Source organism: Mesoplasma florum L1 (assembly GCF_000008305.1).
GTDB lineage: Bacteria > Bacillota_I > Bacilli_A > Mycoplasmatales > Mycoplasmataceae > Mesoplasma > Mesoplasma florum.
The window spans coordinates 539900-557110 of sequence record NC_006055.1 but is presented as its reverse complement, the minus strand read 5'-3'; the positions used below and the strand labels follow the sequence as shown (position 1 = coordinate 557110).

Genomic DNA, 17211 nt, shown 5'->3' with positions numbered 1-17211 from the left:
AAAGGTTTAATAACATGACAAAATTCAAATATGAAGATTGATTGATGCAATTTATTAATGACGATTGATATATACAAATTAACACATCAGAAAATAACATTATTTTTGATGAAGTTATTCAATTACATGAAAAATGATTAGATTCCCAAGATTATAATAATTTTATTAAAGAAAATCAAGAAGCAGTTGCTATTGATAACTTACCTGGTTTTTTAGAAAACGAAGAAGTTTGCAAAACTGATGAATACATTAAATCTTTCATTAGTGGTGTTTTTCATTTAAGAATTGATGGTTTGTACAACATAGCTTCAGATTATGTAAATGCTTTTAACGAAATTAATGAACATTCATTTAACGCAGTTGATGAAAGTGGAGTTGATGTGGCGATTAATAAAGCATTTTTAGAATTATCAGAAAAATACTATGAAGAATTAATTACAGTAGTTAGAAACACTGAAGTTCCAGATGAATTTAAATATTGTTGAAGAGATTTAATTGAATTAGTACAAAGATTTAATAGTTATGAGTCAAGAGAAGATAAGTTAGATGTAGCTTATCAATTGCTTGATTATCTAACTACAACAATTGATGGTTTTGATGATTTATCAATTGATTTAACCGATGAAATGATTGAAAGTTCAAATAATTTTATAGCTTTATTAATTAAATTTGAAATAATTTTTGATAGATTAATTTTATTAAAGGAACATATTGAATATCAATACGTAGAGCAAAAAGGCTTACCTGACAATTTTTACAGAATGAATATTTTAGATAGATATAAAGAAATTGAAACATTTAAAATCATGAATGAAGAAGATTAAAATAACCCAATAGGGTTATTTTTTGTTATCATTTTATTAATTAAAGGGAGGCGTATGGAAATTTTAGATTTATATGACATATTAGGTAATAAAACTGATCAAACAATGATAAGAGGGACTAAACCTCCAAAAGGTTTTTATAGAAGAAAAATAACTATTGGAATTTTTAATAATAAAGAAGAAATGTTAATTCAAAAAGTTTCAAAAGAAAGAAAGTATTGAACTGGAATGTGAACACCATCAGTTAGTGGTTCTGTTTCAACTGGTGAAAATAGCCAATCAACAGCAACAAGAGAAGCAAAAGAAGAGTTAGGATTGGAAATAGATTTTTCAAATATCAGGCCATCATTTACAATTAATTTTACTGAAGGATTTGATGATTTTTATTTAATTAAAAAAGAAGTAGAAATTGAAAAACTAATTTTACAAAAAGAAGAAGTTGAAGAAGTAAAATGAGCAACAAAACAAGAAATAATTGATATGATTAAAACTGGTGAATTTTTACCATTTCATTTTGAAATCATTGATCTAATGTTTTTATTGAAAGATGAGCAAGGTTCATATAGGTTTAAGAAATAATATGGATTTAATTTTATCAATGAAAAAAGAGTATTTTGATTTAATTAAAACTGGAAAGAAAAAATACGAATATAGATTCAAAATGCCAGAACTAAATATTAATGACAAACTTTATTTATACATACCAAAAAGCAAAGCTGGAATTTATGGTTACATTAAGATAAGAGATGTTAAATGAATGAGTAAAGATGAAGCTTGCACATTTTATTCTAATCAATTTAAAGATAAAGAAGCAGCATACCAAATAATGGAAGAATGAATAAGTCATAGATGTGGTTGTTTTGTATTAACAATATCTGAATTTAAGGAATTTGAAAATTATATACCTTATAAAGAATTAAAAGATAATTATAATTTTAATGCCCCACAAAACTACAATTATGTAAAAAATGAAATAATTGATTTACTTGAGAAAGAGTAAAAAAAATGAACTCAGAATATTGAGTTCATTTTTATTTTAATCAAAAACTTTTTTATTATCGTTTCTGTGTTGACGTCTTTCAGTATTTGATAATCATCTTTTTCTTAAACGAATATCATCTGGTGTAACTTCAACTAATTCATCTCATTCGATGTATTCTAATGCTTCTTCTAGAGTCATTAATTTAGGTGGAGTTAATTTAACTGAGTCATCACTACCACTAGCACGAGTGTTAGTTAATTTTTTACCAGTTGTTGGGTTAACTTCTAAGTCATTATCTCTTGAGTGTTGTCCAACGATCATTCCATCATAAACTTCAACTTGAGGGCCTACAAATAAAATTCCACGTTCTTCTAAGTTATTTAAAGCGTAAGGTAATGTTTTACCTGAAGCCATTGAAATAAGAACTCCGTTTTTACGTGATTCAATTTCACCTTTGTATGGTTCAAATCCATTTGAACTTCTAACCATGATTCCTTCACCATGAGTATCATTAGTAAATTCACTTCTAAATCCAATTAAAGCTCTTAATGGGATGTTGTAAACAATTTTATCTCTAACTCCATCAGAATCCATATCTGTCATTAAACCTTTACGTTGGTTTAATTTATTAATAACAGTTCCTGAATATTCAGTAGGAATGTTTAAGATAACTTTTTCCATAGGTTCTAATAATGTTCCATTATCACCTTTTCTAAAAATTACCTCAGGTTTAGAAATAGCTAATTCAAAACCTTCTCTTCTCATTTGTTCAATTAAAACAGATAAGTGAAGTTCTCCACGTCCTAAAACTTTGAATCCTTCAATTGTTGGGTTATCTAATGGTTCAACCTTTAAACCAACGTTTACTTCTAATTCTTTTTCTAAACGTTCTTTAATGTTTCTTGAAGTAACAAATTTACCAACTTTACCAGCAAAAGGAGAAGTGTTAACTAAGAAGTTCATACTCATTGTAGGTTCTTCAATTGTAATTGGTTCCATTGGATTAATATTATTTAATTCATTAATAGTATCTCCAATTGAAATATGCTCAATACCAGCGAATGTAATAATATCTCCAGCGAATGCTTCTTTAACAGCAACTTTGTTTAATCCTTGGTAAACTGTTAATTTAGAAATTTTGGCTTGTTTAACTTCACCATTGTTTTTAACAACACTAACTGTTTGACCTTCAGCAATTTTACCTTCAAAGATTCTTCCAATTCCTAATCTTCCAATAAATGAATCATAAGCTAATGAACTAACTTGCATTTTTAATGGTTTTTCAGCTAATTCAATTGGGTATGTTCCAACTTGCTCAATAATAGTATCAAACATTGGTGAAAGATCGACTCCTTGATCGCTTAAGTTTAATTGAGCAATCCCTTCACGAGCAATACCATATAATGTTTTGAATTCTAATTGTTCATCAGTTGCATCTAATTCCATAAATAACTCTAATACTTCTTCAACAACTTCTTCAGCTCTTTGATCTTTTTTATCAATTTTATTAATCATTAAGATTGGGTTCAATCCTAATTCTAATGCTTTAGATAAAACAAAACGTGTTTGAGGCATTGGCCCTTCACTTGAATCAACTAATAAAATAACAGTATCAACAGTTTTCATAATACGTTCAACTTCACTTGAGAAGTCGGCGTGACCTGGAGTATCCACGATGTTAATTTTTGTTCCTTTGTACTCAATAGCACAGTTTTTTGAATAGATGGTAATCCCACGTTCTCTTTCTTGATCGTTTGAATCCATGATTTGTTCTACAACTTCTTGGTTATCTCTAAAAGCTCCACCTTGTTTTAAAAGTGCATCAACCAATGTTGACTTACCTGCATCAACGTGAGCAATAACCGCAATGTTAATAATTTTTTGATTTGACATTTATTTCTCCTTTTTTATATAACTTTTAAATGATATCACATTTTAAGAGATAATTTCTATTTAATTTTTTTTAAAAAGAGAATATAATATAGGAGTTAAATACATAATTTAAATAAAGAGAGGAAATTATATGTCAAGAATTGAGAAAATTATTGCACGTGAAGTATTAGACTCACGTGGAACTCCAACTGTTGAAGTTGAATTATGAACTGAATTTGGTGGTTATGGAATTGCTAAAGCACCATCAGGAGCATCAACTGGAGAAAACGAAGCTTTAGAACTAAGAGATGGAGACAAAGCACGTTACAACGGTAAAGGTGTTTTAAAAGCAGTTGCTAATGTAAACGATAAAATCGCACCAGCTTTAATTGGACACGATGTTCAAGACCAATTAGGTTTAGACAGAGTAATGATTAAATTAGATGGAACTGAATTTAAGAAAAAATTAGGAGCAAACGGTATGTTAGCTGTTTCATTAGCTGCAGCTCACGCAGCAGCAAGTGAATTAGAAGTTCCTTTATACAGATACATTGGTGGAGTTCAAGCAAAACGTTTACCTGTTCCAATGTTAAATGTTATTAATGGTGGAGAACATGCTGATTCAGCAATCGATTTCCAAGAATTCATGATTATGCCAGTTGGAGCACCAACATTTAAAGAAGCATTAAGATGATCATCAGAAACTTTCCAAGCATTAAAATCATTATTACATGATAAAGGTGATATTACTGCTGTTGGAGACGAAGGTGGATTTGCACCTCATTTCTCATGAGCATATGCTAAACAAGACTTAGCTTCATTTAAAGCTAAAACACCTGCTGAAATTGCATTAGACTTATTAGTTGAAGCTATTACAAAAGCTGGTTACAAAGTTGGTAAAGATGGAATCATGATCGCAATGGACTGTGCTTCATCAGAATTATACTTTGAAGACAAAAAATACCACTTCAAAAAAATTGAAAAAGTTACTGGTCAAGAATGAGCATTCACTACAGAAGAAATGATTGCTTACTTAGAAAAATTAGTAAACAACTACCCAATTATTTCAATCGAAGATGGATTAAGTGAAAAAGACTGAGATGGATTTGTTCAATTAACTGAAAAAATTGGAGACAGAGTTCAAATCGTTGGAGATGACTTATTTACAACAAACCCAAGATTTATTAAAGAAGGAATCAGCAAAGATGCTGCTAACTCAACTTTAATTAAATTAAACCAAATTGGAACTTTATCAGAAACTGTTGAAGCTATTACTATGACTCAAAAAGCTGGTTGAACTGCAGTTGTTTCACACCGTTCAGGAGAAACAGAAGACGCAACAATCGCTGACTTAGCTGTAGCATTTAATGCAGGTCAAATCAAAACAGGATCAATGTCACGTTCAGATAGAATTGCAAAATACAACAGATTATTACAAATCGAAGACCAATTAGGTGAAGATGCAATTTATGATGGATATGCAACATTCTATAACTTAAAAATTAATAAATAATTTTAAATAATTATTCAAACTAAGCTTTATGCTTAGTTTTTTTATATTAAAATTAGATTTATAAGAATAAATAATGGAGGTATTATGTTTTATACAATTGAAATTGGAACATTAGCTGAATGGTTCGGTGTTTTTTTAACATCTATAACATTAGTTATAACTATAATTATTGCATTACTTATTCCAAAAATAAAAAGTACAAGAAATGAAATAAAATCTTTTATAAGAAAAGTGAACGAATCTAAAATATCACTTATAGAAGTTGAAATTTTAAAATCAGAAAGAAATTTGCATGAATTTATTTATAATAAAATGTTGACAACTTTTTTAAACATTAAATTAATTGAAGATTCGATTAATAATTTGAAATATCTAAATAATAAAAAAATAAATAAATTTATTAATGTCAACATTAATAGTATTTTTGAACTTAAAAAAATTTTGGAAAATAGTTTCAAAGATTTAAATGAATTAGAAAAAAATATTTTAGATATTGTTGGGCATCTTTATGAAATTGAAGATAATGATAACTTAGACTGAATTGAAGAAGAAAATAAAAGATATGAAATAAAACAAAAAGTTTACGAAGATTTTTTTTCAATTAGAATTGAAAAAATAAATAATATTTTGGATAATATATTAAAAAAATGGAATTAATATTTTTCCATTTTTTCTTTATCTTGTCAGTTTTTAATCATTAACTGATTTAAATTTAATGTTTGATTTTTTGAAATATAAAATTGCGTATTTTTGTTATTAGGATTTATTAACTTAATCAATTCTAAGCATGCACCACATGGAGGATAAATATATCCATTTCTACCTATAGTTAAAATTGTTTTAATTTCAGTTTCATTATTCTTAATCATTTGAAAAGCAGCAGATCTTTCAGCGCATGTCCCTAAAGCACAATCCATTACAACACAAACACCTGTGTAAAAATTATTATCTTTTGTTACTAATACTGATGCAACAGCACCAGCTGTCACTTTGTCAGTTTCAAATTCTCTTGTATAAACTTCTTTTTTAACAATTTCTAATAATTTATCATAATTCATATAAATACCTCTTGGATTTATATTTTAACATTAGTTAAATTAAAAAAGAAATAATTTAAGTATAATTAATTGTATGAAACTACTTATAGACAAAGAAAAAATTAAAAAACCATACTTATATGTTTTTTTATCAATCGGAATAGTATTGTTTACCATTTTTATGGTGGGAACTTTTTTAGATGCTCAAATAGCTGAAAATATTTATAAAGAAAATTCTTGATTTGGATATGCTTTTGATAAATTCGGACAACTTACTTTCTTAATACCAGTCAATTTTTGTATTGTTGGTATATTTATTTACTTAACAAGAAAGAAAAAAGACTGAGCTTTACATTTATTCATGTTTAAAACTGTTTATTACACATTAATATATGCTGGAACTATTATTTACTTATTTGCTCCATTAATGTCAAAAGAAGAAAAACACATTCATGAACTTAGTGTAGATATTTTTAATAGTTTAGTTTTTGTTTCATTGTTTATAGCAACAAATGTATTTTATAAATTAAACCCAACTTTTGTAGAACAAAGAAATTTTTTATGAAAAGCAGGTTTAGTAATTGTATATATAATTACAATTTCACTAACAACAGAATTATTAAAGAATATTTTTTCAAGACCAAGACCAATAAGCTCAGTTATTAATGGCACGTATGAATATAGAGAATGATGAAATATAACTTATGCTTTTGGATTTGGTAAAAATAAATCTTTCCCATCTGGTCACACAACAAGTGCTATAACTTTTTTAGGTTTAGCTTTATTATTTAAAAAAGAATCATTATATTATTATGGTGTATTAGCTATTGCTTTCTTATTTGCAGCTTTAGTAGGTAGCTCAAGAATGGTTTTAGCAAAACATTTTTTAACAGATATTACATTCGCATGTATTATGGCTGTCACTTGATTTTTAGTATTCGAAAATGTCTTTTTAAAAATGCTAAATAAAAAGCTTGGAGGAGATTATGAGTAATATTCTAGGTCTTGATGTTGGGAGCAAAACAATAGGTTTAGCTTCTTCAACAGGTAACGTAGCAAAGAAAGAAATCAACTTAAAATTTGAAGAATGAAACTTTGAAGAAGGAGTTAGTTTATTAACTGAATTCATAAAAGATAAATCTTTTGATACATTTGTTTTTGGTTATCCTAAAAACATGAATGGATCAATTGGTGAAAGAGCTGAAATGGTTGATTATTTTATTGAAGGATTTATGGTTTATAATCCAGAAATTAAAGAAGAACAAATAATTAGAATAGATGAAAGAAGAACTACTAAAATGGCTAAGTCAATTATGATCGAAGCTGGGTTATCTCGTCAAAAACAAAAAGAAAACAAAGATACACTAGCTGCACAATTAATTTTAGAAACATATTTAGAAAAAATTAAGAAATAATTGTTAATACCTATTGATTAAGAAATCAATAATAGGTATTATTTTTATATTACAAAATTTAAACAAAGGAGCACAATGAAATTACACCCATTAGTAAAAAATGTATTATTTACTGAAGAACAAATAAAAGAAAGAACAATTGAAGTAGCAAAAGAAATTAAATCATTTTACGAACAAAATGATAAAGAAGACCAATCATTATTGGTTATAGGATTATTAAAAGGATGTATTCCTTTTTATCAAACATTCTGTATGAATTTTGACTTTTTAATTGATATGGATTTTATGGTTGTAAGTTCATATTTGGGTGGAACAAAAAGTTCTGGAGAACCCAAAATTAATTTAGACGTTAACATGTCTGTTAAAGATCGCAATATATTAATAGTTGAAGACATTGTTGAATCTGGTCTAACACTAGAGTTTGTACAAAATTACTTATTAAACAAAGGTGCAAAATCAGTTAAAATTTTAACTATGTTAGATAAACCAACTGAACGCAAAGTAGATATTAAACCAGATTGAACTTGTTTTTCAATTGCAAAACACTTTGTAATAGGCTATGGTTTAGATTATCAAGAAAAATTAAGAAACTTACCTTATGTAGCTGTTTGTGATACTGATAAATTAGCTGATTGAAAATGATAAAATATTTATTAAACTATATATAAATAATATTAAAGAAAGCATAAATGCTTTCTTTTTTTTGCTTTTTTGATCTTACTGGCTGATTAACATTTAAGTGTTTTTTAACAAAATTCATGAAAGACTTGTTTTTTTTTTTTTTTTGTGACAATTAACTCATGGTTTGAAAAAATGAAACTCAAATCAAATCAAACAAATTATTAAAATGATGTAGGAGAAAACGAAATGGAAAAAAATATTTTGAAATCAAAGCGTGTTATTTTAGAAAACTCTAATAATAATGCTGTTATGGTTGACCATTTTCATAAAAAATTTAAAGACATAAATATAGGACCATTTTCTTTTAATATTGAAAAAGGAAAAGTTACAGCATTACTTGGAAGTAGTGGATCAGGTAAGAGTGTATTTTTAAACTCATTACTTGGAGCTACTCTAAATTATGATGGAAATATCTATATTAATGGTAAAGAACGTAAAAAAAGCAGTTCAATTGAAAATAACTCTAATGTAGGGTTTTATTCTCAAATGGATTTTTCATTATATTCAATTACAGCTTATGACTTTTTATACAATATGTGTAATGTTATGGGTTTAGATAAAACATTAGTAAAATCAAGAATTGAATATTGATTAAAAAAATTTGACTTATGAACATCTAAAGATAAACCTTTAAATGCATTTTCATGAGGAATGAAAAACCGTATGAATTTAATTTTATGCTTTATTAAAGAACCTGAAATTCTTATTTTAGATGAACCAGGTGCAAACTTAGACTCTAAATGAAGAGGGCAATCTTACAAAATACTAAAAGAATTTAAAGAAGAATTCAATAGCACAATTATATTAACAGTTCATAATATTGATGAAGTTTATAACATAATTGAAAACTTTGTAATTTTAGAAAAAGGTAAATTATTATTTTCTGGATCAAAATCTGAATTGAATTTATATAAAAAAATAAATGTTTCATTTGAAAAAGATGTTGTATTAGCAGAAGTTGAAAAACTTTTAAATCAACATAATATTTTGACGTTTAATTTTGACTTAAGTACTAATTCATTAGTTATTGGTTTAAATCAATACCAAACTTTTAATGATGCTTTAGCTATTTTAGAAAAAAATCATATACAACCAAAAGATGTTGTAGCACAAGCTATTAATATGGATGCAATTACAAAAGCATTAGAAGATAAAGAAAAACCACATAAACCAAAATATGAAGCACTAAAAGAATTTGCAATTGATAGTTCAAATAAATCGATTGATTTAGACAGAGCATTAGACTTCTTAAACAAAATAGAAGATAAATATAAAAACATTTTAAATTTAAAAGAAGATGAAATTAAAGTGGATTTATCAAGCGATCTTGTATTAATAAGTGAAAACTCACCTGAATCATCAACCGAATCACATGAAGCATTAGTTTTAAATGATCCAAGTTATGCAAGTGAACATGTTTTAACAGCATCAGAAATAAATATGATCAAAAATGACTTTTTCGATAAAGTGCAAGAACTTAAAAATTTAAAATTAGAAATAAACAAAATTGTAACAGAACAAAAAAATGAAATTGATTTAAACATTGATGATTTAAAAGACTACTTTGCAAAAATTAAATTAGAATCAGAAATCATTCATCAAGTAAAAACTTCATTTGAAGATGAAGCAACTAATTTAAAAGCGCTTTTACAACAAACTGAAGCTGAAACAGAAGAATTAGAATTTAAGAAAACAGATTTACAAATTAAAATTGATGAACTAAAGGCATTGCAAGATGAGATCAGTTCAACTTCAGCAAATGAGTATGAACAAATTAATCTAGTAAAAACTGAATTTTCGAATAAACTTGAAGATTTAAAAACTTATATTGAAAAAGTTAAGATTGAATCTGAAAATTCTTTAACTTCTGAAATTGAATTAAAAATGAATGAATTTAAAGAATTTGAAAATCAATTCAAAGACTTAGTTGCTGTTCAAAGAGAAATCATTCAAGAAGAAATTAAAGACTTTAAGAGTTATTTAACTCAAATTCAAATTGAAAATGATGAAATTAATAATTCAAGAGATGCGTTAGATAAAGATTTATCTGCTTTAAAACAAAGCAGAGAAGAATTCTTGACTGAAGTTGATTTAGAGCAAGAAGAAGTTGAAATGAAGAAACTTGAGTTAAATATAAAACTTGATGAATTGAAAAAATTACAAGAAGATATTGCTGTAGCAACAATTACAGAATATGAAGAAATTGATTCAATTAAAGCTGAGTTTACAAGCAAACTTATAGATTTAAAATCATATGTTGAAAACATTAGTGCAGAAACACAAATTATTCAAGAATCAAAAGCTGAATACTTAGAAAAAATTAAAGAATTCAAGGAATATCATGATGAATTTAATAAAACAGCATCTGCTGAAAAAGAATCAATTAAAAATAGTATTTCTGAATTAAAAGAATTTATGTCACAGATTCAAATTGAATCAAGTGAAGTTAATCAATCAAAAGCTGAACTTGAAGAAGAATTAAAAAAATTGAAAGAAACTCAAAGTGCAATACTAGCCAAAATTGAAGCTGAAAATATTTCAACTCAATCAAAACAAAAACAATTAGAGAGCCAATATAGTGAAATCAATACAATTCAAAACAACATAGCTACAAAAGTTAACTTAATTAACGAAGAATCAACAACTATTAAAGAATCAAATTTTGAAATCTTAAAATTGAAAGAAGAATTAGAAAAATTAAAATATGAAATGAATGAACAACAAAATATGAAAAGATATGTAAATTCACATCAAGGTTTAAATAATTTTTCAGATAATATGCAACAACCAATGTGACATCAACAAAATGCAATTTCACTAAAAGATCAAGAATTAGAAAAAATTAAATCTGATTTGATTAAAGAAAAAGAATATTTTGAACAGTTAAGAAAAGAAATGGCATTTGAAAAAGAAATGAATCAAAAGTTAGCTAAATTTGATAGTGAAATGAAACAACGTGAAAATGTTTTAGAACTTGAAAGAATTAGACGTGAAATCCAAGAAGAGAAAAATAAATTAAACGAAGTATTGCTAATGCAAAAATTTAACAAATAAATTTCCCCAAATAAGATGTTAAAAAAAGTATTACCAATTGCCTCAGTATTTGTTCTAGGTTTTGGTTTAATAACTACTGCTTGTGGCCAAAAACCAAAAGATTTTAAACAAGAATATAAACCAATATATGACTATTATGTTCTTGGCGAATCTTTTGAACAAGAAGTTGAAACAAAATTTCATAATGCATTAGCTAAAAAACAAAATGAAATTATTTATATTGATCAAACTATGCAACAAAATAAAAATCTAGATTTTTTCACTCAGTCTAATTTACAAGAAATAAGTTTGCGTAAACAAAACCAAAATGTATCTTCAAATTATGAACTTTTATCTCAAAGAGAAAAAGACGCCTTAAATAATGATTTAAATAAGATTACAAAAAACAGTAAATTAGAAGAAACAATTTTAGATTCAATGAAACCTGAAATTAATTTTTATTCAAGTATTTTGGATTTTAAAAATGTAGATCAAAAATGATTTGATGGATTGTCTTATGATTTTAATAACATAGATTTTGGTTATTTAAATTTTGATAAAGAAAATAAAAATTATATAGCTAATGTTAATTTAGGTTTAGTTTTTACTTACCAATACACTGACATTAATAAAAATATAATTAAAAATAATTACCACGAAGATATAGTAATTACAATTTCTAATCAAAATGACATAATTGAAAACTTAAAGTTTACAACAAGTGAGCTAAGAGAAAATCTTATTAAAAATAAATTTGAATGAGCATGGTTTGATGCATATGATCTTAGAGTAAATGATTATGCAAGATTATTTAATTTATCAAATAGTGATTTTGAAAATCTCTTTAAATTTGATAAATTTGAAAAAAGTTTATTAAGTTATATTTATGAACATAATACTAATTTAAGTAAGCCAACACAAAGTTATAATTTTGCTTTTAAAGACGAAAATAGATTTAAACATTTTAAATCTATTGATAAAATTAGTAATTTCGATCCGCGCCAAAATAAATACGGGTCTAATGAATTAATTCTTGATGATACAGTTTCTACAACAAATACAAATAATATAAATTTATTCAAAATAATTTTTAGTCAATTAATAACAGACGATCAAATTGTTCTAGAAAATAAATTCGTAAAAGGAAATCAAGATATCTATGCTTATTTAAGCAAAGAATATAAAACATGAGTAAGCAATTTTCAATCTAACGTTAATGAAGAACTTAATATTAATTCTGATTCACTAGTTAATTTTGGAGAGGTTACTTTAAATAACTTTTGTCTATATTTTGATGAATTTAATTATTATCACCCAATTAGCCCGATTTCATATTATGTTGGAATATCAGCCAATAACTTTAATGACAGTTATTTAAATGGTGAAAGTGAAATGGTTAAAAATAAAATAGTTTTACCTGATCAAGATCCAATTTTTAAAGCAATTTACCAAAATACAATGAGTGCTTTACAAATTTTTCAAGAAAGTTATGGAACATCTAAAACAACATGAAAGTCTTTGTCAGACAATCAGCAATTAATTAGTTTAAAAAGTTCAAATATTTTACAATCAAGAGCTGCAACTACTAATGATAAAAGTATCTCAGATGTTAATGCTCAACTAAGTTTACTTAATAATAAAAGTTCAACTTATTCAGCAGAATCAGATCGCCAAAGTTTTTTAAATAAAACTAACTCATCATCATTTCATTTTCAATTTAACAATAGTGAAGAATTGCAGAATATTCCAATAATTGAAATGAATAATAATCAACTTATTTTTAAAAAATTTAAAGAAGGTTCAAGTAATCTTTCAGTCGATTTTAATCTATCATTTTTAAACCTAAGCTTTGTAATTAAATCAGAAAAATTTTATTGATTTGAAAGAACACTAATTGAATCTATTTAATTTAGTGAATTACATTGAAAGGAGGTGAAGGTACTATGGTAGAAGAAAATTATGAAAAAAAGAAAACAAACCCTTTGCAAAATTTTATAAAGCAAAAGCTTATTAAATATAGAAGAATCCCGTTTGTTAAATTAATGAAATTTAGTTTTAAAAGTTTATTAAAAGAAAAATTATTTTATATTTTAAATTTAGCAACTATTATTATTTCTATTTTAATGGGAATTATATTAGCTTTTGTAAAATCTGGAAGTTCTCAAGTTGTAATATTCAACTTTTATATATTATTTTTTGTTTGTTGTTTAATGTTTGTATTTATTTTAAGAATGATTCAATTTTTCTTCAGTAAGAATTTTGAAGATAAAACAACATATATTGTTTTAACTAATCAAGTAAGTAGAACAAAGTTTTTTATAGCTCAATATTTATTAATTATTTTAATTTGTGCTGTAAATATTTTAATGAGCTTTATTGTTATTAATATATTCTATGCAGTATTTACATTGTTTCATTATGATGTATTTATACTTAGAATGACATCAATGTATGTTATATATTGTTTACTTGCAACATTCTTTTTAATTAACTTTATTTCGTTTTTAATTTTTATATTTACGTTACAAACAACTACAATTATATGTACATTATTATTAGCATTATCATTTATAGCAAACATCCCCATGTCGTTTATAAAAGCAAATGAAAAAAGTTATTATGTACAATTTACAAGCGGTGACATTTTTCAGTTAAATGATATATATGATGCATACAGCTTATATGATCATGTAAACGATGGAAATATTAAATATCCCCATTTATCCAAATACGTTTACAACTATTTTCTTTCAAAAGAAATGGTCACTGATCAATTTCGTAACACAACAAATATAAATTATAGAACGCAAATGTGAAAAGATTTAGGACTTATAAATCCTAATCCAGTTGTTATAACAGAAACAAATTTAGATTTATTCTCAAAACCCCTTAGAGATACATCTGTTCCAAATACTTGAGCAATCTATGATAAATTTAATATTCAAATAACTTTAAAAGACACTTTTATAACAAACGATCAATTAGATGAACTAATTAATAAAACAGTTGATCAAAATACAAAAAATATTTTAGTTGAATTTAGAAATTTCACAAATGAAATTAACAAATACTTCAACAATGATCTTCAATTTGAAAAATATGATTTATTTTATGATTTCTTATTTTTAGATTCAGGTATTGAGAAAAGCTATTTAGAAAAACTTAATCCATCTGAAGAAGAAATAGAAGAAAATAAAGTAACTTATGCTTTGAAAAAACAAGATGTTGTTTCGTTCTATGAATATTCAGTTGCGGGAATCCGTAATGATGGATTCAGATTTACAAATGCAAATGATTTAGTTAGAAATCAATTAAACTTTAATTTAATGTACTCAGCTAGAGTCATTGAAGAATACTTTATTAAATATTCAAGCAATTACATAATTATGTCTTCAAATGCGGTATCTAAAACTTCAGGAGACTGAAATAGTTATACTAAAGGCAGAAGCATGATGCGTGGCCTATCCTATTTCAACTTGTATAGTGGGTTGTGAATGGTTTATACCAAAAACTTAGGATTTTACAATAATGATATTTGATTTTCTCCAAATTCTTTTTCAAAGATTTATTTAGAAGATCAAAAGAATTTATTTTTAGGATATCCAGAGTATGATATAAAACTTACTTCTACTAATATGATTGAAAAAAATACCACATCAAACTATATTAAGCCTTGATATTATTTGGTTATTTTATTTGGAATAAGCACATTTAGTTTTTCAATAGCTTTATATAAATTTAGAAAGTTTGATTTTTAAAATAAAATTTTAAAAATACACACAATTAAGAAAGAAAAGGAAAAAAATAAAAATGAAAAAATTATTATTAATATTATCATCATTCGCTGTAGTTGGTACTTCATCAATGGCTGTGATTTCATGTTCAAAAGATCCAGTTGAGCCACCAGTTGATCCAGCAGAAAAAGAAAAAGAAGCAATAAGACAATTAATAAGACAATTTGAATCTGAAGTTCAAACTAAATTTTCAACAATTGTTTCATCTCCAATGGCAACAAGATCAACTCTATTAGATACAGAAGCCTCAAATAATGGTTTAATTTTCTTCCAAAAAGATAATTTAAAATCAATTTATGATCAAGCATCAGCTGGAACAGGTGGTGGAGAAACAGGGCCTGAAACTTCAACATATGCAAATGAACAATCAGTTAAGTTTTATGATGTTTTAACACCTGATCAACAAAAAGATTTAACTTCAAATGTTGAATCACTATTAAGTCCTGCTAAAGCAATGGTAGATTTAAGAAATGCTATTAGTACTTCAACATATAGCGTTTTAATTGGAAGCTTTGGTTCAAGATGAATTGATGATATTAAATTCGACTATGAAAATGCAGAAATGACTTATGGTAATACAGGAGCTGATGGTGAAGGATTTATATCAGGTATGAACCTAAACTTCTCATCAACTTATAGATACAGAGATGCTGAACAAGCTACTGTGACAAATACTGTAAGAGGAACAGTTGTTATTACTGTTTCTGATAATGGTGAAATTATTGCTGCAATTAACAAAATTAGTAATGAATTAGCAGGAGACATGTTAAAAGAAGCAAATTCAAAAGTTTACATTGATTTTGAAACATTAAAAGCTCTAGAGCCAAGCTTAACAATTCAAGATGTATTAACTGCTAATACAACAACTTATAAATCAGCAATTAATAAGTACAATCAAAGCTTTGCAAAATCTATGACTTCAACTATTGAAAACAAATACTTTAGAAATACTAGCTCTGCTGTTGTTAACGCAATAAATGTAAGTTACTATAATGAAAATGATATTATTAGACAAGAGCAAACAAATCATTTCAGCAACACAGGAAAAATTAGTGTTGAGTTTGATCAAGGCGCATGACCTGAATGAAATACTTTCTTTGGAAAAGTTAAGACAACAGATCAAATTCAATTAGACGGTTCAAGAGTTAATGGAGATCAAGTATTATATAAATCTCTTGAAAATCAATGACAACAAGTTTTACAAAATTATAATAATAAATTAAAAAGTGAATATGACAGAAGAGTTCAAACATCAGTGATTCAAGAAAATGAAAGAACTCCTGATTTATTAGCAATGTCAATTTCAAGTGAAACAATTACAAATAAAGGTTTAACTATTTCTTTACGAAATGGATATACTCAAAGATTAAGTGATGTTGGTTTCACATATTCAATCGCTATTGACAATAAAGCAACATCAGCTTCTGAAGTAAATAGCCCCCAAACATCAAAAATATTTAGTGCATACTATAAAGGAATTGAACAAATGTTAAATACATTCCACAAGTTCTATGGTATTTCTGAAAGTGATATTTGATCATCACCAAATGCCTCATTGCAACAAAAACAAAATAAATTTAAAATGTCAGGTAAAACAGGTGTCAAAAAAGAAGATGGAACAGATTTTAATATTTGAGATTACTGAAAAGAAACAGGCGCAATGAATGGAACAATTAATGGAACTAATTTTGCAAATGCATTAAGTTTAAACACAGGAGTTGAAGCTCAACAAATTAAAGAACAAAACTTAATTTCAAAAATCGAAGGTTTAACTTATTTAAACTTAACTTATTCAGATGTAAACAGAAATTCATCTCAATCAAATTATAGAGGTGTAAGAAGCGCAACAATTGCAGATTCATCATATACAGGTAACAATGGAACAATGTTAATGAGTGGTTTATCAATGTCTACAAGAAATAATTCAGCTTTAACTTTTGGTATTTCAACTGATTTATTAGACGTTTCTTTTGGTAAAGGTCAAAGATTTGATATTCAATCACATGGTAGATATACTTTCATTGAAAGAGTTCAATAATTAAAAATAAGAGAGGAAGCTG

Annotated in this window: 14 protein-coding genes; 12 read left to right on the top strand and 2 right to left on the bottom strand. The window is 26.0% G+C overall.

The features are described 5' to 3' along the window. Positions 1-14: 14 nt before the first annotated feature. The 3 genes from MFL_RS02505 to MFL_RS02495 are packed head-to-tail and all read left to right on the top strand — an operon-like array spanning position 15 to position 1824. Entirely contained in the window at positions 15-824 is an 810-nt protein-coding gene (locus tag MFL_RS02505) for a hypothetical protein (RefSeq protein ID WP_011183370.1), read from the top strand. A 54-nt stretch (positions 825-878) separates the two neighbouring features. Further along, on the top strand, positions 879-1403 hold the full coding sequence (locus tag MFL_RS02500) for an NUDIX hydrolase (protein ID WP_011183369.1): 525 nt from the start codon (positions 879-881) through the stop codon (positions 1401-1403). Between the two features lies 1 nt (position 1404). Next, complete coding sequence (locus tag MFL_RS02495; protein WP_011183368.1) at positions 1405-1824, top strand: ASCH domain-containing protein; 420 nt, start codon at positions 1405-1407, stop codon at positions 1822-1824. 36 nt (positions 1825-1860) lie between these two features. Here MFL_RS02495 and typA read toward each other — a convergent pair whose 3' ends face one another. After that, positions 1861-3699 carry a translational GTPase TypA gene (gene typA / locus MFL_RS02490; protein ID WP_011183367.1) on the bottom strand — a complete coding sequence of 613 codons (1839 nt, stop codon included), beginning with the start codon at positions 3697-3699 and terminating at the stop codon, positions 1861-1863. 130 nt (positions 3700-3829) lie between these two features. On the opposite strand from typA, the gene eno reads away from it, so the two are divergent. After that, on the top strand, positions 3830-5191 hold the full coding sequence (gene eno, locus MFL_RS02485; protein WP_011183366.1) for a phosphopyruvate hydratase: 1362 nt from the start codon (positions 3830-3832) through the stop codon (positions 5189-5191). An 84-nt stretch (positions 5192-5275) separates the two neighbouring features. Beyond that, positions 5276-5848: a hypothetical protein gene (locus MFL_RS02480; RefSeq protein ID WP_011183365.1), complete on the top strand. Its 573-nt coding sequence runs from the start codon at positions 5276-5278 to the stop codon at positions 5846-5848. Here the strand turns inward: MFL_RS02480 and MFL_RS02475 are convergent. Then, the gene (locus MFL_RS02475; protein WP_011183364.1) at positions 5845-6249 is read right to left on the bottom strand and encodes a cytidine deaminase family protein; all 405 of its coding nucleotides are present in this window, start codon (positions 6247-6249) and stop codon (positions 5845-5847) included. The two genes, MFL_RS02480 and MFL_RS02475, sit on opposite strands and share 4 nt — an antisense overlap. A gap of 73 nt (positions 6250-6322) precedes the next feature. On the opposite strand from MFL_RS02475, the gene MFL_RS02470 reads away from it, so the two are divergent. The 7 genes from MFL_RS02470 (at position 6323) to MFL_RS02435 (ending at position 17189) form a co-directional block, all read left to right on the top strand. Further along, a complete protein-coding gene (locus MFL_RS02470) occupies positions 6323-7222 on the top strand; it encodes a phosphatase PAP2 family protein (RefSeq protein WP_011183363.1) in 900 nt (299 codons plus the stop codon). Then, complete coding sequence (gene ruvX / locus MFL_RS02465) at positions 7215-7643, top strand: Holliday junction resolvase RuvX (protein ID WP_011183362.1); 429 nt, start codon at positions 7215-7217, stop codon at positions 7641-7643. The genes MFL_RS02470 and ruvX overlap by 8 nt, the downstream gene beginning before the upstream one ends. 75 nt (positions 7644-7718) lie before the next feature. Further along, on the top strand, positions 7719-8288 hold the full coding sequence (gene hpt, locus MFL_RS02460; protein WP_011183361.1) for a hypoxanthine phosphoribosyltransferase: 570 nt from the start codon (positions 7719-7721) through the stop codon (positions 8286-8288). A gap of 222 nt (positions 8289-8510) precedes the next feature. Then, positions 8511-11378: an ATP-binding cassette domain-containing protein gene (locus MFL_RS02455; protein WP_011183360.1), complete on the top strand. Its 2868-nt coding sequence runs from the start codon at positions 8511-8513 to the stop codon at positions 11376-11378. 15 nt (positions 11379-11393) lie between these two features. Then, a complete protein-coding gene (locus MFL_RS02450) occupies positions 11394-13265 on the top strand; it encodes a hypothetical protein (RefSeq protein ID WP_011183359.1) in 1872 nt (623 codons plus the stop codon). A 35-nt stretch (positions 13266-13300) separates the two neighbouring features. Then, positions 13301-15115, top strand: coding sequence for an ABC transporter permease (locus tag MFL_RS03640; RefSeq protein WP_011183358.1), 1815 nt, complete (start codon positions 13301-13303; stop codon positions 15113-15115). Positions 15116-15167: 52 nt separating this feature from the next. After that, on the top strand, positions 15168-17189 hold the full coding sequence (locus tag MFL_RS02435) for a hypothetical protein (protein ID WP_011183357.1): 2022 nt from the start codon (positions 15168-15170) through the stop codon (positions 17187-17189). Positions 17190-17211 lie beyond the last annotated feature (22 nt).